The 15,127-nt window shown below is 54.3% G+C and carries 21 protein-coding genes; 8 read left to right on the top strand and 13 right to left on the bottom strand.

Translation table 11 applies throughout. The features are described from left to right. The first annotated feature begins 74 nt into the window (after nt 1-74). Entirely contained in the window at nt 75-473 is a 399-nt protein-coding gene (locus tag KTJ90_RS19590) for a (R)-mandelonitrile lyase (protein ID WP_008924490.1), read from the top strand. Between the two features lie 19 nt (nt 474-492). On the opposite strand, the gene KTJ90_RS19585 is transcribed toward KTJ90_RS19590, so the two are convergent. Next, complete coding sequence (locus KTJ90_RS19585) at nt 493-1,377, bottom strand: LysR family transcriptional regulator (RefSeq protein WP_033761324.1); 885 nt, start codon at nt 1,375-1,377, stop codon at nt 493-495. Nucleotides 1,378-1,476: 99 nt separating this feature from the next. On the opposite strand from KTJ90_RS19585, the gene KTJ90_RS19580 reads away from it, so the two are divergent. Then, complete coding sequence (locus KTJ90_RS19580; protein WP_499026947.1) at nt 1,477-2,202, top strand: SDR family oxidoreductase; 726 nt, start codon at nt 1,477-1,479, stop codon at nt 2,200-2,202. 39 nt (nt 2,203-2,241) lie between these two features. Here the strand turns inward: KTJ90_RS19580 and KTJ90_RS19575 are convergent, their stop codons facing one another. The 4 genes from KTJ90_RS19575 to KTJ90_RS19560 all read right to left on the bottom strand — a co-directional run bounded on the left by KTJ90_RS19575 (nt 2,242) and on the right by KTJ90_RS19560 (nt 5,473). Next, nucleotides 2,242-3,036, bottom strand: coding sequence for a YoaK family protein (locus tag KTJ90_RS19575; RefSeq protein ID WP_008924487.1), 795 nt, complete (start codon nt 3,034-3,036; stop codon nt 2,242-2,244). A gap of 159 nt (nt 3,037-3,195) precedes the next feature. Further along, complete coding sequence (locus KTJ90_RS19570) at nt 3,196-3,525, bottom strand: DHCW motif cupin fold protein (RefSeq protein WP_105099602.1); 330 nt, start codon at nt 3,523-3,525, stop codon at nt 3,196-3,198. A 33-nt stretch (nt 3,526-3,558) separates the two neighbouring features. Continuing rightward, nucleotides 3,559-4,251, bottom strand: a complete 693-nt coding sequence (locus KTJ90_RS19565; RefSeq protein ID WP_375150408.1) for an aspartate/glutamate racemase family protein — start codon at nt 4,249-4,251, stop codon at nt 3,559-3,561. Nucleotides 4,252-4,318: 67 nt separating this feature from the next. Further along, complete coding sequence (locus KTJ90_RS19560) at nt 4,319-5,473, bottom strand: MFS transporter (protein WP_140915908.1); 1,155 nt, start codon at nt 5,471-5,473, stop codon at nt 4,319-4,321. 137 nt (nt 5,474-5,610) lie between these two features. On the opposite strand from KTJ90_RS19560, the gene KTJ90_RS19555 reads away from it, so the two are divergent. Next, on the top strand, nt 5,611-6,126 hold the full coding sequence (locus tag KTJ90_RS19555) for a MarR family winged helix-turn-helix transcriptional regulator (RefSeq protein WP_033761321.1): 516 nt from the start codon (nt 5,611-5,613) through the stop codon (nt 6,124-6,126). Here KTJ90_RS19555 and KTJ90_RS19550 read toward each other — a convergent pair. Then, entirely contained in the window at nt 6,123-6,725 is a 603-nt protein-coding gene (locus KTJ90_RS19550; protein WP_033761318.1) for an XRE family transcriptional regulator, read from the bottom strand. The genes KTJ90_RS19555 and KTJ90_RS19550 overlap by 4 nt on opposite strands. Before the next feature lie 43 nt (nt 6,726-6,768). Here KTJ90_RS19550 and KTJ90_RS19545 point away from each other — a divergent pair, with 43 nt between their 5' ends. The 3 genes from KTJ90_RS19545 to KTJ90_RS19535 all read left to right on the top strand — a co-directional run bounded on the left by KTJ90_RS19545 (nt 6,769) and on the right by KTJ90_RS19535 (nt 8,325). Next, nucleotides 6,769-7,464, top strand: coding sequence for a B3/B4 domain-containing protein (locus KTJ90_RS19545; RefSeq protein ID WP_499026943.1), 696 nt, complete (start codon nt 6,769-6,771; stop codon nt 7,462-7,464). Nucleotides 7,465-7,579: 115 nt separating this feature from the next. Further along, nucleotides 7,580-7,900 (top strand): hypothetical protein, encoded by a 321-nt coding sequence (locus KTJ90_RS19540; protein WP_008924481.1) that lies wholly within the window; start codon nt 7,580-7,582, stop codon nt 7,898-7,900. A gap of 47 nt (nt 7,901-7,947) precedes the next feature. Continuing rightward, nucleotides 7,948-8,325, top strand: coding sequence for a RidA family protein (locus KTJ90_RS19535; RefSeq protein ID WP_499026941.1), 378 nt, complete (start codon nt 7,948-7,950; stop codon nt 8,323-8,325). Between the two features lie 24 nt (nt 8,326-8,349). Here KTJ90_RS19535 and KTJ90_RS19530 read toward each other — a convergent pair whose 3' ends face one another. Genes KTJ90_RS19530 through KTJ90_RS19520 form a run of 3 tightly spaced genes read right to left on the bottom strand, consistent with a single transcriptional unit; the run spans nt 8,350 to nt 9,568 of the window. Then, nucleotides 8,350-8,877 carry a DUF4865 family protein gene (locus KTJ90_RS19530; protein ID WP_110411873.1) on the bottom strand — a complete coding sequence of 176 codons (528 nt, stop codon included), beginning with the start codon at nt 8,875-8,877 and terminating at the stop codon, nt 8,350-8,352. Next, nucleotides 8,874-9,263, bottom strand: a complete 390-nt coding sequence (locus KTJ90_RS19525; protein ID WP_003848242.1) for a tautomerase family protein — start codon at nt 9,261-9,263, stop codon at nt 8,874-8,876. The genes KTJ90_RS19530 and KTJ90_RS19525 overlap by 4 nt, the downstream gene beginning before the upstream one ends. Next, nucleotides 9,263-9,568, bottom strand: coding sequence for a carboxymuconolactone decarboxylase family protein (locus tag KTJ90_RS19520; protein ID WP_039661740.1), 306 nt, complete (start codon nt 9,566-9,568; stop codon nt 9,263-9,265). Before KTJ90_RS19520 ends, KTJ90_RS19525 begins: the two co-directional genes overlap by 1 nt. Before the next feature lie 96 nt (nt 9,569-9,664). Between KTJ90_RS19520 and KTJ90_RS19515 the strand changes: the two genes are divergently transcribed. Then, nucleotides 9,665-10,558: a LysR family transcription regulator gene (locus tag KTJ90_RS19515; protein ID WP_499026938.1), complete on the top strand. Its 894-nt coding sequence runs from the start codon at nt 9,665-9,667 to the stop codon at nt 10,556-10,558. Here the strand turns inward: KTJ90_RS19515 and KTJ90_RS19510 are convergent. The 3 genes from KTJ90_RS19510 to KTJ90_RS19500 form a co-directional block, all read right to left on the bottom strand. Beyond that, nucleotides 10,512-11,099, bottom strand: coding sequence for a TetR/AcrR family transcriptional regulator (locus KTJ90_RS19510; RefSeq protein ID WP_008924471.1), 588 nt, complete (start codon nt 11,097-11,099; stop codon nt 10,512-10,514). The genes KTJ90_RS19515 and KTJ90_RS19510 overlap by 47 nt on opposite strands. A 391-nt stretch (nt 11,100-11,490) precedes the next feature. Then, entirely contained in the window at nt 11,491-12,045 is a 555-nt protein-coding gene (locus KTJ90_RS19505) for a GNAT family N-acetyltransferase (protein ID WP_105099611.1), read from the bottom strand. A 204-nt stretch (nt 12,046-12,249) separates the two neighbouring features. Further along, complete coding sequence (locus KTJ90_RS19500; protein ID WP_499026936.1) at nt 12,250-13,803, bottom strand: methyl-accepting chemotaxis protein; 1,554 nt, start codon at nt 13,801-13,803, stop codon at nt 12,250-12,252. Between the two features lie 245 nt (nt 13,804-14,048). On the opposite strand from KTJ90_RS19500, the gene KTJ90_RS19495 reads away from it, so the two are divergent. Continuing rightward, nucleotides 14,049-14,666 carry a pyridoxamine 5'-phosphate oxidase family protein gene (locus tag KTJ90_RS19495; RefSeq protein ID WP_499026934.1) on the top strand — a complete coding sequence of 206 codons (618 nt, stop codon included), beginning with the start codon at nt 14,049-14,051 and terminating at the stop codon, nt 14,664-14,666. A 50-nt stretch (nt 14,667-14,716) separates the two neighbouring features. Here KTJ90_RS19495 and KTJ90_RS19490 read toward each other — a convergent pair whose 3' ends face one another. After that, nucleotides 14,717-15,109 (bottom strand): VOC family protein, encoded by a 393-nt coding sequence (locus KTJ90_RS19490; RefSeq protein WP_003848232.1) that lies wholly within the window; start codon nt 15,107-15,109, stop codon nt 14,717-14,719. Nucleotides 15,110-15,127: the final 18 nt, after the last annotated feature.

Raw genomic sequence — 15,127 nt, 5'->3', positions numbered from 1 at the left:
ACGTGCTGAACAGGGTAATCAGGCACCGGCCAGGCGGTTACACTTAAGCTTTCCCTTAATAGCAGGAGTCAGTTATGAAAATTATTGCCAACGGATCGCAGCCTTCACGGAAAGGACCTGCAGAATATTTTACCGGCAGCGTTCGTATTGATGCCCCTTTCCAGGCAACCGAACCGGCCCGTGTGGGCGGTGCGACGGTGACCTTTGAGCCGGGCGCCCGCACTGCATGGCATACTCATCCACTGGGGCAGACCCTGATTATCACGCATGGACAAGGCTGGATTCAGTGTGAAGGTGAAGATATTCAGGTGATGAACGCCGGAGATATCGTCTGGATCCCGGAAAATGTGAAGCACTGGCATGGCGCAACGCCGGTCAATGCCATGACGCATATTGCTATCGCCGAGTCACTGAATGGCTCGCCGGTTGACTGGCTGGAGCAGGTCAGCGACCAGCAATACCAGCGCGACTAAACATAGCCGCTCACCCTGTTCAGAGCCTGACGTGATCGATTAGCGCCCTCATCTTGGGGGCCAGATTTTTGCGGCTGGGGAAATAAAGATAGAACCCGGCAAAACCGGGCAACCATTCATCCAGGATAGTAATGAGTTCGCCACGCGCGATGTAAGGCTGGAAAGTCTCTTCCATGCCAAAGCTGATGCCGCCTCCGGCGCAGGCGGTGCGAATCATCACCCCCATGTCGTTGGTGGTGAGCTGCGGATTGACGGCAACATCAAAATTACGCCCCTGCTCAGCGAACTCCCAACGATAAGGGGCTAATCCTGGGCCTTTTCGCCAGCCTATGCAGCGATGATTGACCAGTTCCTCGGGGTGTTGTGGTGTGCCTTCACGCGCGAGATAAGTGGGTGATGCCACCGCAACCTGACGTTGTGCGGTGGAGACAGGCACGGCAATCATATCCTGAGCAATCACCTCCCCCAGCCGTACACCCGCGTCATAGCCCTGCCCGACAATATCGAACTCCTCATCAGTAACGGTGATATCCAGCTCAACCTGCGGGTAAGCGGTGATAAAGCTCGCCAGCAGCTCTCCTCCCAGCATCCGCTCCGCAATTGATGAGATCGCCAGCCGAAGCTGACCGCGCGGCTCCGTGGCCAGTTCGGTGAGATCAGTGACGGCACGGTTAAGCTGGTTGATCGCCGGAGCCACCTCGGCATAGAGCCGTTGGCCAGCTTCGGTCAGCTGAACCGAACGCGTGGTGCGTTGCATCAGCGTGATATTAAGCCTGTCTTCCAGCCGTCGCAGACTCTGACTGATTGCCGGACGCGTGACGCCAAGCTTTTCTGCTGCGAGTCGAAAATTTCGGGTCTGCGCCACAATCACAAAGACTTCGAGAGCATTTTTATCGGCATTCATAGGTTAGATTGCGTTACCAGAGTGTGAAGTGTTTGGTGGATTATCTTTATAATCCAGCCACCGTATGATCGCCAGTGACAACCTTACTGGAGAAATACGATGACTCAGAAAGTGATTTTAATTACCGGCGCTTCAAGCGGTATCGGTGCCGGCATCGCACGAGAACTGGCGAAAACGAATGCGATTCTGTTGCTGGGTGCACGACGAGAAAACCGTCTGGCCGCGCTGGCTGAAGAGCTAAGGTTCAATGGTGCCGAGGTGGCGATCAAAGCGCTTGATGTGACACGCCGTGAAGACGTTACGCAGTTTGTTGATTATGCACTGGAGAAATGGGGCCGCGTTGATGTGATGATCAATAACGCCGGTATTATGCCTCTCTCACCGATTGCATCGCTGAAGGTGGAAGAGTGGGATCAGATGATCGATGTGAACATCAAAGGGGTGCTGTATGGCATCGCGGCGGTGCTGCCGACCATGTTGACCCAACAGCGGGGTCACATCATCAATATCGCTTCAATTGGCGCTCTGGCGGTGTCACCCACTGCGGCGGTCTACTGCGCCACTAAGTTTGCGGTACGGGCGATTTCCGATGGATTACGGCAGGAGAACAGCCAGCTGCGGGTGACCTGTGTTCATCCCGGCGTGGTCGAGAGTGAGCTGGCATCAACGATTACCGATCCAGAAGCCGCTGAGGCGATGCGACACTATCGTGCTATCGCGTTGCAGCCGGACGCCATTGGTCGCGCCGTGCGCTATGCCATTGAGCAGCCTGAAGAGGTAGATGTGAATGAAATTGTGGTGCGGCCAACCCAAACCCAGCATTAAGCCATTGGCCCGATGCGCTGAGTGCATCGGGCCGTATTATCAGTAAAGGCTTCGACGGGTACGCTGGACAGTAACGGCGATCGCCGTTAAGGCCACCAGCATCAGAAAGATCCCCAGACCCACCATTGCATTAAAGCCATAAGCTTTGAACAGCAGCAGACCGGCGATACAACCGCTCAGGAAGGAGAACACCGTCGTCAGATGAGTATGCAGCACCTTCTGGAAGAATCGACGGTCGTCGGTTTCGAGATGCACCGCGTGTGACGTATGAGCAAAAATCCAGGAACCCAGTGCAATACCGGCATCAGTCAGCGTGCCGGTAATGTGAGTCGATCTGACGCGGCCATTGGAAAGCTGCGTCGAGGTGGCATTATGAATCCCCATTAAAAAGCCCAGCATCACCAGCACTTCCCCGTTAAAACTTGGCCGGTAGAACACGATCTCAAAGAACGATGCCGCTGTCAGTGCTGCCCCTTCCGCCAGAATAATCAAACAGAAAATGGTGCGTAACTTATGTCTGATACCTACCACCACTGCCAGCCGGGCGACGGTACAGCCCAGCACAAAGGCCACAATCAGTGCCATTAAAAATAGCATGGTGTGCAGGTCGCTGGTCGTTACCTCCTGGGAGATCTGCGAGGTGTTGCCAGTCATATGTGACGGGAAAAATCCAAAGGCGCCCAGCGCCATGGCATTAAGGATACCGGCAGTGGTGGCCAGCACCAGCGCCAGTAAGCGGTCTTCGGTATGCGAACGAACTTTCTTCTTTTTTATCAGCACAGGCTTCCCCACATCAGGTGAATGCAAAAAACGTTCTAATACGGTTTCAAGCATACAACCTGATAAAAATTATTCCCGTCAGAACCAGATAACTCTGAAGAAATAAGCCATTAATTTTGCTGATTTTTATAAAGCAGATTCAGTTTACTTTTAAAAGTGTCAACGACGCGATGATTCACCAGTTGATGACCACAAAAGAGGCAGATAGCCAACTCAGTCAACGATAAAGAGCTTCGCGCCGGTGGAGGTAAACGAACGATGCGGTTCAGCATCGTCTGCTACCTGATAACTGACGCCCGGTGTCAGTACGAAACGGCGTCCATCGGACAGTTCTGTGTGAAGCTCGCCCGCCATACAGAGTAAAATATGGCCCTTGGTGCACCAGTGATCGGCCACATAGCCCGGCGAATAATCGACCATGCGAACCCGGATATCGTTAAACGTCACAGTTCGCCATCTCGCCTCTCCCTGGTCGCCGGGATGAACCGTCTCTTCAACCTGATCCCATTCCGTCAGCCCAAACGGCAAATTATCTATTTTCATGCGATGTCCCTGAGACTGCGTTGAAGATGAGCGTTAAGAGAGAGCCTGGAAAACGGCCTCTTCAGCATGGATGAGCGTGGTATCAAATAGCGGCACGCTGGCATCGGTAGCGTCAACCAGCAAGGTAATTTCGGTGCAGCCCAGAATAATGGCCTCGGCCCCTTGTGCCACCAGCTGCTGCATGATCTCCCTGTAACGACGACGCGAGGCGGGATTGATTTCACCCAGGCAAAGCTCATGGTAAATCACCTCGTGCACAAACAGGCGATCCGCTTCATCAGGCGTGATCACTTCAAGACCGAACTGCTCATGCAGTCGCCCGCGATAGAAATCCTGTTCCATGGTGAATCGCGTTGCCAGTAACCCGACCTTATGCACGCCAGCCTGCTGAATACGCCGTCCGGTGGCGTCAGCAATATGCAGTAGCGGGATGTCTGTGGCGGCGCTGATTTGCGCGGCCACTTTATGCATGGTGTTGGTACAGAGTACGATGAATTGCGCACCCGCCCTTTCCAGATTACGTGCTGCATCAGCCAGTATCTCGCCCGCCTGCTGCCACTCGCCCGCAGCCTGAAGTTGCTCGATATGCTGGAAATCAACACTATAAAGTACCAGCTCCGCCGAGTGCAGACCGCCCAGCCGCTGTTTAACCTGCTGATTGAGTATGCGGTAATAGAGTGCAGTTGACTCCCATGACATACCGCCTAACAAACCAATAACTTTCATGCTGCACTCCTGATTCAACGTTTTACTCTCAGCATGCCAGATTGCCATTGTTCGGCAACGGATTTAATCAGGCTGAGCTGTTCTGCGGCCTGAATCGCCGGGCAATCAGCATTAACACCACCACGCCAGCACTCATGATCACCCAGGCCTGCGTCAGTGATGCACCACTGTCACGCACCCAGCCGGCCACCAGCGGCATCAGTGCTGCAATCAGGTATCCGCCACCCTGAACGCGTGACAGCAGAATGCCTGCCTCTCTGGCGTTGCGCGCATGATCCAGTGTGACAATCAGTGACAGCGGAAAGAGTGCGCCGATTCCTGTACCCAGCAGCAACACAGAGAGTACCGGCATCGTGTTCGGGTAGAACACCAGACTCAGCAGCCCCGCCAGTAACAATGTCAGCACGCCAAGCAGCAAAGGACGGCGGTCGGAAAAGCGATGTAACGTCGCTGAGACAATAAATCCTGCCACCACTTCGGTTAAGGTCAGCGCGGCGAGCAGATATCCGCTATGACGCGCACTCCAGCCCAGCTGTATATAGAATGGCGGCAGCCAGGCCAGTACCAGCGTGTAGGCCCCGGTGCCAATGCCAAAAAAGAGCATCAGTAGCAGTGTGCGCCGCACAGGCAGTATCGCTTCATCAACCGCTACACTCACCGGCGACGACCGCCTGACCGAGGACAGCCAGATTAGCAGCGTCACCAGCGCTAATCCTCCGGAGAGTGCCAGCGCGGGTTGCAGGCCCAGCAGGGTAAAAAGCGGCTCAGCACTCGCCGCAGTCAGTGCCGCACCCGCCATAATGCCTGTGCTGAACAGCGCCATCAGCGTCGCCGCGGCTGCTGTAAAGCGTTGCCGAATCAGGGCAGGCATCAGCGCCTGAATGACACCAATTCCTGCGCCACCCGCCAGCGCAGTGAGCATCAGCTGAGCAGAGGTCAGGTTAACCCCGCGCCACAGACAGGCCGCCGTCAGAAGAAGCAAACCCGAGGCGATGCCCATCACCGGCCCAATACGGACGATCAGCCACGGCCCGGAAAGTGCCGCCAGACCCATCATCGCCACCGGCAACGTGGTCAGAAGACTGAACGAGGTAGCTGACAGTCCAGCCTGCTGTTGCAACACCGGAAACAGCGGGCCGATAATAGCCAGCATCGGACGCAGGTTTAGCCCGATAAGAAAGACGATCACAGCAAACAGAATGGGGAAGAGATTATTTTTCATCGTTGACACTCTGACAGAGGATGGACGATGACAGCATTGGGCTGCCACCATTTATCTTAACGTTAAGATAAATATCCCGCCTTGTTAAGAGGTGCAGCACAACCCGACAACATAACCCCAGCATTTACAGGTGATTTATGCATGACCATATTGATTTCGTTGTCAGCCAATGGGACAACGCGATGCCTGATCTTGATGCTTCTTCCATGCGCATCTTCGGCAGAGTGTTGCGTCTGATGAAACATCTGGCGAAAGCGCGCAGTCAGGCACTGGAGCCGTTTAGTTTTCAGGAGGGGGAGTTTGATGTACTGGCAACGCTGCGGCGGGCGGGCTCGCCTTATCGCCTGTCGCCCACGCAACTTTATCAGGCGCTGCTGGTAACCTCCGGCGCGATGACAAATCGGCTGAACCGGCTGGAACAGCAGCATCTGATTGAACGTGTGGCTGCACCGGATGATAAGCGCAGCATGCTGGTTGGGCTGACCCCGCACGGGCAGCAGCAGATTGAGGATGCACTTCGTGTCCACACCGCCACGCAGGCGGCGGTGCTGGCGCCGCTGGACGCATCAGAGCGTGCCGAACTGGAGAGGCTGCTGAAAACGCTGCTGCTGGCGTTTCCCGGCGAAGCTATCACTACAGACGAGCGTTTTTAGCGCTGCAGTTCGGCCACCGTCATGGTGAAAATAACCGGCTGCTGATCGGCACTGGCATAAGAATGCGGCATATCTGTACGCGCCACCGCCGCACACCCCTGTTGCACGACCATTGTCTGCTCACCCACGGTTAATGCCAGTTTGCCCTGTTCAACGTGCAGCAGTTCAAGCGTGCCCGACGAGTGACCCGTGGAGCTGAAAACCTCGCCCGCAAACATTTTCCAGCGCCATAGCTCGATCATATCGGGTCCGCGTGTCCCCGCCAGCAGCTGCGCAGTTCCGCCCTGCTCACCCTGCCACAGCACGGGCATTTCGCTGTTCTCAATCAGCCAGGCGTCAGGTGCATGCGAGACATTGACGATATCCGCCACCGAGACACCCAGTGCGGCAGCCACTTTGCAGAGGATGGCAATGCTGGGATTGGCGGCGCCTTTTTCAATTTCAACCAGCATCCCTTTACTGATCCCTGCACGATGGGATAACGCATCCAGTGAGAGTTTCTGGCTTTTACGCCATCTTTTGATGCTCTCTGAGACAGCCTGATTAACACTGGCAACATCAGCGCCCGCATCGGTCGTTATATTGACTTTTTTGGTCATCGGTCATTACTATGGAATAAATTAGTCAATGAGAGAGTATCCGATGTTATCTGTTCATCCGTCAATCGATCCCGCGGTTCTCGCGCTCGCCCCCGGCTTTCGTGCCATGAGCATTGTGGTAGACGCTACGCCGATAACACGACCTGAGGTCGCCAGCGAAGCATTGAAGAGTGCCTGCCAGCAGGTGTTGCAGGAGGATGTGGCCTGGGCAGATGCGCATCTGGCAGCCTGGGCCGAGGTTTTCAAAGCCTTTGGTGCTAAAGCGAAACGCACACCCTGTTCTGCTGAAGCATTGCGCAAGCGCGTGCTGCGGGATGGCGCATTGCCTGCTATCGATCCGGTTGTCGATCTCTACAATGCCATCAGCATTCGCTACGCCCTGCCAGTTGGAGGCGAAAATATTGCGGCTTATATTGGTGTGCCACGTCTGGTGATTGCTGACGGCAGTGAACGGTTCGATACCGTCAAAGAGGGCGAGGTGGTTGATGAGTCACCAGAACCCGGCGAAGTGATCTGGCGAGACGATCAGGGCGTAACCTGCCGCCGCTGGAACTGGCGTCAGGGTGTGCGGACCAGACTGGATGCCAGTGCACGCCAGATGTGGTTTATCCTGGAAAGTCTTCCGGCTATGCCGCTCATTGCGCTGCAACAGGCCAGTGACGATCTGATCTCGGGATTAGAGCAGATGATGCCAGGGGCACAGGTCAGTGCAACGCTGATCGACGCGCCAGCCATCTGAACATTGCCCCAACACCGGTGATGCAGGGTTAACGTTGGCCAGAATCTGTGGCAGGATACGCGCCCTGCGTCTGGCCATACCCGGCTGACTGAACTGCATACAACCGGTGACTCTAATGGCTAAAGTAAAATATATTCTCCCGCTGCTGCTGATCCTGGCTCTGGCTGGCTGGTGGTTGATCCCGCACGACAGTGAGGAGGATAAAGCGTATTACGTCGCGGTATTCTGCGCGATTGATCATCACAGTGCACAGCCGCTCGATACGCAGATGCGCAACGTGATAGAAGGCGGCAATTCTGACTATGCGCTGCAAAAAGTGACTTATAAGCCCTCGCTGGGAAATCGTGTGATTGGCCGCTGGCAGCAACTGACGACGGATGATCAACAGCGCGCCGCCCAGGATAATGCAGCGTGCCAGCAACTGCTGACGCGCTGATTTCCGGCGGGTGTAATTATGTGATGATCGAATCATTGAGGAAAAAGATGAGTCTGCCAGAACGCAAAAATTACGCAGAACTGGGCGAAGTAAAAGCACCTTATGTGCATGTCGTTAAGCATGGCAACACGCTTTATGTTTCAGGGCTCACTGCGGCTGGCACACCCGCTCAGCAGGGCGATATGGCTGAACAGGCAGAAGCTATTTTTGATCAGCTCAGGCATATTACCGCCGCAGAGCATACCTCGCTTGCCGCACTGCTCAAGGTCACAATATTTATCACCTCTTTCACTGAGATCACCGCGCTGAGGGAAGTACTTTATCGTAATTATGGTGGACATCTGCCTGCCAGTTCGCTGGTCCAGGTCAACGGCCTTTTCTCCGCTGACCTGCGCATTGAGATCGAGGCCATTTTTGCCCTCTGAGCTCAGGCATCAGGCACCCGAGTTTTACAGCTGAAGATCAGCAGCAGCGGAACCCCGCGCCAGATAACCGATGCGGTAGACCTCCTGTTGGTCTGCGGAACGCTGCTGTGACGCGTCAATGCTTAATCCCTGCCAGCGGGTCACATCCCAGGCACTTAATCCTGCCGTCAGTGGCACTGTAGTCAGGTCCGAATGCCGGGGGATCGTCCAGCGATTCAGCGTCATAAACCGGGCGTCGGCCAGATTCGGAAGATGGTTCTGTCCTTCCAGTGCCAGCCAGCTTTCGATGATCGGCCAGCCAAAATCTCTGACCAGCGTCGCGAAGCCAGGACTTTGCAGGAAACGCTGCATACCACTCGCCTCCCGCCAGAAATAGATGGGTGCATAACGGTTTTCATTCAGTCCGCCATCATCACGGCAGGCCCAGAGATACGCCTTCGCCACCAGCCCCGGAAAGCCATCCAGCCGGGCACCGTTTAGCCTGATGCGCTGTTCAATGATGCCCATATCGTAGTCCGCAGGCAGGGTAAAACGGTAGTGCATGATAATCATAACGCCTCCTGTGCCAGCATCCGGCCACCGCTGAAGCTCCACTCTTCGGTGCTGTTGAACTGAATAATGATCATGACATCATCGGGATCGATCGCCATTTCCACCTGCAGCGCCGCACAAAGGGCATGATAAAACCGTTGCTTCTGATCCCGGGATCGCGGTCGGCCTGCTGTCACCTGAAACAGCACGAAATTGTCGCTGCGCCCGCCACTGAGATAGTGAATATCAAATACCCGCTGACAGGCTGGCAACATCTCAATCACCTGAAAGCAATCATGCTCAGGCACGTCAAACTCCGTCACCAGTGCTTTCTGGAGTAATGTTGAAATCGTATTCAGTGCCGCATCGCTGTAGCCCTGACGCAACGTGATTCGGGTGAATGGCATCAGCAGTTATCCTCCAGATAGCCCAGCGCGGTGACGGCGGCGGGCCAGCCAGCGTAAAACGCCAGATGTGTAAAGCTCTCCACCAGCTCATCCTGTGTCAGCCCGTTCTGACGGGCAAAATCGATATGCCACGGCAGCTGCTGAACGCGCCCCATCGCGGTTAACGTTGCCAGCGTCAGCAGGCTGCGCTCACGTGGTGACAACAGATGACGTTGCCAGATATCACCAAACAGCAGCTGCTGTGTCAGTTCGGCCAGTTTTGGCGCGCGTTGCGCCAGTGTTTCCCGATCCAGTGAATTTTTCATTGCACACTCCTCAGTGGTCAGAGAGAGTGTTATTCATAGTCTCAATCCTGAAAATCAAATTAATCAGCATTCACCATCCGCATTTACAGGACGATAATGAATAAACTACCAGAGTCACTGGATATGGATGCGCTGCGCAGTTTCGTTGCTGGAATCGATGCTGGCAGCTTCGCGCTGGCAGCACAGCATCTCTGTCGATCAACGTCGGCTGTCAGTGCGCAACTCAAGAAACTGGAGCAGCAATGCGGCACGGCACTGGTGCTGAAAAAAGGGCGGCATCTCCAACTGACACGAAGTGGTGAACAGCTTATGAGTTACGCCAGACGGCTGCTGTCACTGAACGATGAGGCATTGCGGGCGGTGAAGGGCGAGGCGTTACAGGGTGAAATACGTATTGGCATGCAGGAGGATTTTGGCGAGGCGTTGATGCCTGCCATTCTCGGCGCATTTAATCGCCAGCATCCGGAAGTGAGGCTGACCTCTCGCGTCGACAGAAATCAGCCGCTACACACGGCGCTGGCGCGTCATGAGCTGGATTTGGCGCTGCTCTGGCAGGCGGAGCAGCAGACTGGCACACAGTTAATTGGTCAATGTCCGTTAGCCTGGATTCAGCATCCGGCATTTGATCTGGCAGGGTTTCTGTGGCGCGGCGAAGCGCTGCCGCTGGTGGCATTTGATGCGCCCTGTGTGATGCGAACGCGCGCCACCCAGGCACTGGATAAGGCAGGCATTCCTTGGCGGATCGTGTTCACCAGTCACAGTCTTAGCGGGATCTGGGCGGCAGTTCAGGCCGGGCTGGGTATAACCCTGCGCACCCGCGCAGGTATGCCAGAAAAGCTGGTAACGGAGTCACACCGGTTGCCACAACCCGGCTATCTGGGAATCGCGCTGGCCCGCTCAGATCAGGGCAACGATCCGGCGCGTATGCTGCTGGAGCATCTCATCACGGAAGCTGCCCTGCCCTTTGTTCAGCGCCAGAGGCCTGACTAAATGCCTGCTGAATCAGCGAAGAACAGTAGGCTGATGAAATATCGCGATCACCGAACAGAATGTGGAACATAACGGGAGCCACGGCCACATCAACCATGCGATCAACATCAAAGCCGGGTTCGCCACGTTCACGTGCGCGGATGTTCAAAGTTTCCAGATGCTGATAGGTGAATCCACAGCACTTCTGGCTGGCTTCTTCAGCATGACTGCCGATCACATCGGCTAATAGTTCACGACCGACTTTAGACGACATCTCTTCAGCGTATTGCTGGAGGAACAGAGTAAGGTCGCTGATCATCGATCCGGTATCTTCCGGTTCGGCGATTGGCCGCATCCGCGCTACTGCGACATCTGCCAGCAACTGGGCCAGATCACCCCAGCGTCGATAAATTGTAGAGGGCGTTACGCCTGCCTGTTCGGCGATCATCGGAACGGTAATAGCCGAACGGTCAACGGTTTCCAGTAATCGATTGACGGTGTTATGCACCTCAGCCTGAATACGTGCGCTGCGCCCACCCTGACGAATCATTTCCCGTGCCATCTTTCTCCCGCTTTTGTCAGTGATAACGTCACAGTTAAAGCAACAAAATTGCGTTAACGGAATTTGACAGTGTACCGCATCTCAGGCTGAACAGGCGTTAAAGTATGCTATCAGGCGAGGTCTTATCAGGGCTGAATTTTACTCAGGACTGAACTGACCGGCTCTGTAGTGAGATGGGACGATGAATTATCCGATGCTCCTATCCATAAAAGACCGACTGCCATTACCGCTGAAATAAAAATTGTTCGAATATCCATAAATCCTCCCCGGAATAAGGTGAATAAAATAATTCATGCTGCGGAGAGTCAATCGCGGGATTAGCGGTGCTTTAAAGACGCCAGATACGAAAAGATGGCGCAGATTTGACCACGCCCGGTGATATAAAGAAGAATCAGACAGGTTTGGCGACAGTGTTGCCCGCCGCAATCCAGTCGGATCGGCTGAGGGTATACATCAGGCTGGCAGGCAAGCCCTCTGCATCCTCGACTCTTTTCAAAAAGGTTAAGCCCGCTTTCTCCAACACCCGCTGTGAAGCCAGGTGGTTTTCGCGCGTTACACCGGTGATAATGCTGAGTCCGGCTTCCTCGAAGCCATAACGAATAGCTCTGCGGGAAAGCTCTGTGGCATACCCTTTTCCCCAGGCCGCGGGCTCAAACCGGTATCCGAGATTATTGGTCTGACGGCCATCGAACTGGCTTCGGAATACCCCACCAAAACCAATGATTTTTTCCGGATGCGCTTTTTCGAATATCGTCCAGTCGCCAAAACCCTGGTCCCGATAACTCTCCTGTATGCGCTCCATAGCCTGCACAGCATATTCCCTGTCAGGCCAGGGACCTCGTGGATTAAACTTATGCGTTTCAGGGTCACCATAGATTCTGAAGAGGTCGTCAAGATCCTCACGAAGGGTAAATCTGTAAAGCAATCGCTCTGATTCCCAGACCATCCTGCGCTCCTTTTGGGTACTGATCAGATACCCTTTTATAGCAGCAGCCCTTTCTGACACCAACTTTTACGACGCTTCTGTGCCCGATAAAAACGTTGAGTTGTGGCCCGACTGAGGCGAGCACGCTGGATCGAGGCCGTTAATCTGCGATAAAAAAAAGGACGCGCCTGTTGCTCGCGTCCGTTTATTTGTTACGCCTGACAATTAAGCTGCACTGTGAACACGAAACGAATCGACCATGCCACGCAGCGCATGGGCCTGTTCAGAGAGCGATTGAGACGCTGACGAAGACTCTTCCACCAGCGCGGCGTTATTTTGCGTCACGCCATCCATCTGACTCACGGCGATGCTGACCTGAGAAATGCCCTGCATTTGCTCAGATGAGGAGAGGGAAATATTATCCATCGCTTCAGCCAGTTCACTTACCATGCCGACAATCTTCAGAATGCTCTGGCCGGTTCCGGCTGCCACCGAGACGCCCTGCTCTACCTGACCAACAGTCTGCTCAATCAGTGATTTGATATCCCGTGCTGCGGTCGCGCTTCGCTGCGCAAGGGAACGGACTTCACCCGCCACAACCGCAAATCCACGTCCATCTTCTCCCGCCCTTGCGGCTTCAACGGCCGCGTTCAGTGCCAGGATGTTAGTCTGGAAAGCGATACCTTCGATTACGCTGGTGATATCGCGAATTTTTGCAGCACTGAGTGAGATACCATTCATGGTCTCGGACATCTGATGAACATCATTTTCACCGCTGCGTGCCAGTGATGCGGTTTCACGGGCCGAGCCTGCTGTCTGCTGTGCACCCAGCGTATTACTCTTCACCGTGGCGGTAAGCTGCTCCATGCTGGCAGCCGTTTCCTGCAATGCCGCCGCCTGCTCTTCAGTGCGCGAAGACAACTCGCTATTGCCACGGGAAATCTCATCCGCCGCCAGCGCAACAGAGCCTGCAGATTCTTTGATGCGGGAGACCAGTTCACGCAGATTGGTCTGCATACTATCCAGTGAAGCCAGCAGGCTTTGGGTATCACCGCGACGCAATGCCACCGTCGTCGTAAGATCGCCAGAGGCGATAGCGGCAGCAAGCACCTGAGCCTGAGCGGGTTCACCGCCCAGTTGACGCATGAGCGTGCGGACAGTGAACAGACAGGTCGCCAGAGCCAGCAGGATGGAAATGCCCGCCAGAACCATCAGCGTGAAGCCGGTACGCGCCGAGGAGTCGCTGCTCATTACCACCGCTTTCTGCCCCTCCTCACTCTGGATCGTTGAAAGGGTATTAAGTGCATCAAGCAGAGTACGCTGTGCGGGGCGTGTCACCGTCAGAAGATAGGCAGTAGCTTCCTGCGACTTATTCTCCAGCCCCAACCGGCCAGCATGCTCAAGTGAGTCGAGTGTCGCTTTTTCGGCAGAGAGACTTTTATCGAAAGCCTGGCGCGCAGCGGGAGTCGCATCATCCATCATGCGGGCCAGCTTCTCACGGTTAGTGATATAAATTTCCTTTTGGGCCAGTAACCGTTTCCATTCCGGCTCCATTGCTTTGGTATCGTTCAGTAGCGCCATGTTGCGCACCGCAATGCCCATGTCACGCAAGCTGCCGCGCATGTCGAGTACCATCTGATAGCGTTTCATCTTTACATTGACCACATCATTCATGCCATTACGGGCACTGCTGAGGGCATGTAACGCAATTCCGCTGCAAAGAATAAACAGCAAAATGAGCAGGCCAAAGCCGGTATACAGTCGAGTTGAAATTTTCACTGGCGAGTCTCATGAACGGTTGTAATAAGGTTGTAATGTATTCCTGGTATCGGCAGAGAAGGGAAAACATGTAGACACGACCGGTATTAAATTATTTCGTCGCTGACACTACGGCACGTATCGGTTTATTATTCCTCGGCGATAACCGGACTCTGTGACGCGTTTCAGACGTTAGCTTCATGCTTAAGATCTGTGTCGTATCGTCGTGAGTATTCTGGAAATTTATCAATGAAAGGACGATGAAAATGGCTGAGCAGCACAACATCATCACTGAACTGACTGAACTTGAGCATCTTTATGGGTCGGTTGCCAGGCCCTCAATTGCTAAGGTGACCGATCATATTCACCCCGCCTATCGGCCTTTTATTGCTGCCTCGCCTTTTGTCGCGCTGGCAACGTCCGGGCCGGAGGGTCTGGATGTTTCTCCACGCGGCGATCCGGCAGGATTTATTGAAATCGACGATGAAAAAACCCTGCTGTTACCCGACAGGCGCGGCAACAACCGCATCGACAGCCTGCGTAATATTCTGCATGACCCTCGGGTCGCGCTGCTTTTTCTGATTCCTGGTATTGGTGAGACATTACGTATTAACGGCACTGCGGTGATCAGCACCGATCCGGCGCTACTTGAGCGCTTCGCCGTCAACAACCAGCGCCCCAAAACGGTGTTACGCATTAGCGTGCAGAGTGTTTTCTTTCAGTGTAGCCGGGCGATTATCCGCTCCGGATTATGGGATGCCGAAACGCAAATATCCCGCCAGTCACTGCCCAGCACCGGCTCAATTCTTAAACAGATTGCAGAAATTGATGGCGATGCCTATGACAAAGCACTGCCTGAACGCCTGAAGAACACACTTTATTGAATGCTGTTCAGGATCAGTAGATCCTGTCAGTAAGCCAGGCAGCGATGGCGTCATACCAGGTCCTCAAGGATCTGCTTTGCATCAACGTAGTCGTATGAGGTGATTTCAATTTTATTATCACTGGGATCGCTAAAATAGACGGACATCGACACAGCGTGGTCACTGACGGTGAATGGGATCTTATTGTCTCTGAGAACAGGGATGAGTTCGCTAAATGAGGATGCTGCCACGCCAAAGGCCACGGTGTGACCGGGTAGCTGAGTGCTTCTGAGAAAAAGAGAGAGTGATGCCCGGTTATTCCTTATAACCAGCGGTCCACCCTGTTCGAACCAGAAATAAAGTGCATTGTCGCGGGAAAAGCCCAGGATCTTGTTATACCACGTCTCTGCCTGCTCAATATTTTCAACGTAAAGATGAATATGGTCGATCTCAGCTATTTTCATTACTCTGACTCCCTGATT

Source organism: Pantoea jilinensis (assembly GCF_019104105.1).
Taxonomy (GTDB): domain Bacteria; phylum Pseudomonadota; class Gammaproteobacteria; order Enterobacterales; family Enterobacteriaceae; genus Pantoea; species Pantoea eucalypti.
Note: the sequence above shows the minus strand (reverse complement) of the source record. Positions and strands in the feature narration are given on the sequence as shown.

Excerpts from the sequence above, each read along its gene's own strand:
- KTJ90_RS19490 (WP_003848232.1), bottom strand. The coding sequence starts at position 15,109 with ATGAAAATAGCTGAGATCGACCATATTCATCTTTACGTTGAAAATATT.
- KTJ90_RS19535 (WP_499026941.1), top strand. The coding sequence starts at position 7,948 with ATGAGTCTGCCAGAACGCAAAAATTACGCAGAACTGGGCGAAGTAAAA.
- KTJ90_RS19530 (WP_110411873.1), bottom strand. The coding sequence starts at position 8,877 with ATGATTATCATGCACTACCGTTTTACCCTGCCTGCGGACTACGATATG.
- KTJ90_RS19520 (WP_039661740.1), bottom strand. The coding sequence starts at position 9,568 with ATGAAAAATTCACTGGATCGGGAAACACTGGCGCAACGCGCGCCAAAA.
- KTJ90_RS19590 (WP_008924490.1), top strand. The coding sequence starts at position 75 with ATGAAAATTATTGCCAACGGATCGCAGCCTTCACGGAAAGGACCTGCA.
- KTJ90_RS19525 (WP_003848242.1), bottom strand. The coding sequence starts at position 9,263 with ATGCCATTCACCCGAATCACGTTGCGTCAGGGCTACAGCGATGCGGCA.
- KTJ90_RS19560 (WP_140915908.1), bottom strand. The coding sequence starts at position 5,473 with ATGAAAAATAATCTCTTCCCCATTCTGTTTGCTGTGATCGTCTTTCTT.
- KTJ90_RS19515 (WP_499026938.1), top strand. The coding sequence starts at position 9,665 with ATGAATAAACTACCAGAGTCACTGGATATGGATGCGCTGCGCAGTTTC.
- KTJ90_RS19545 (WP_499026943.1), top strand. The coding sequence starts at position 6,769 with ATGTTATCTGTTCATCCGTCAATCGATCCCGCGGTTCTCGCGCTCGCC.
- KTJ90_RS19495 (WP_499026934.1), top strand. The coding sequence starts at position 14,049 with ATGGCTGAGCAGCACAACATCATCACTGAACTGACTGAACTTGAGCAT.
- KTJ90_RS19565 (WP_375150408.1), bottom strand. The coding sequence starts at position 4,251 with ATGAAAGTTATTGGTTTGTTAGGCGGTATGTCATGGGAGTCAACTGCA.
- KTJ90_RS19570 (WP_105099602.1), bottom strand. The coding sequence starts at position 3,525 with ATGAAAATAGATAATTTGCCGTTTGGGCTGACGGAATGGGATCAGGTT.
- KTJ90_RS19505 (WP_105099611.1), bottom strand. The coding sequence starts at position 12,045 with ATGGTCTGGGAATCAGAGCGATTGCTTTACAGATTTACCCTTCGTGAG.
- KTJ90_RS19580 (WP_499026947.1), top strand. The coding sequence starts at position 1,477 with ATGACTCAGAAAGTGATTTTAATTACCGGCGCTTCAAGCGGTATCGGT.
- KTJ90_RS19540 (WP_008924481.1), top strand. The coding sequence starts at position 7,580 with ATGGCTAAAGTAAAATATATTCTCCCGCTGCTGCTGATCCTGGCTCTG.
- KTJ90_RS19575 (WP_008924487.1), bottom strand. The coding sequence starts at position 3,036 with ATGCTTGAAACCGTATTAGAACGTTTTTTGCATTCACCTGATGTGGGG.
- KTJ90_RS19510 (WP_008924471.1), bottom strand. The coding sequence starts at position 11,099 with ATGGCACGGGAAATGATTCGTCAGGGTGGGCGCAGCGCACGTATTCAG.
- KTJ90_RS19585 (WP_033761324.1), bottom strand. The coding sequence starts at position 1,377 with ATGAATGCCGATAAAAATGCTCTCGAAGTCTTTGTGATTGTGGCGCAG.
- KTJ90_RS19550 (WP_033761318.1), bottom strand. The coding sequence starts at position 6,725 with ATGACCAAAAAAGTCAATATAACGACCGATGCGGGCGCTGATGTTGCC.
- KTJ90_RS19555 (WP_033761321.1), top strand. The coding sequence starts at position 5,611 with ATGCATGACCATATTGATTTCGTTGTCAGCCAATGGGACAACGCGATG.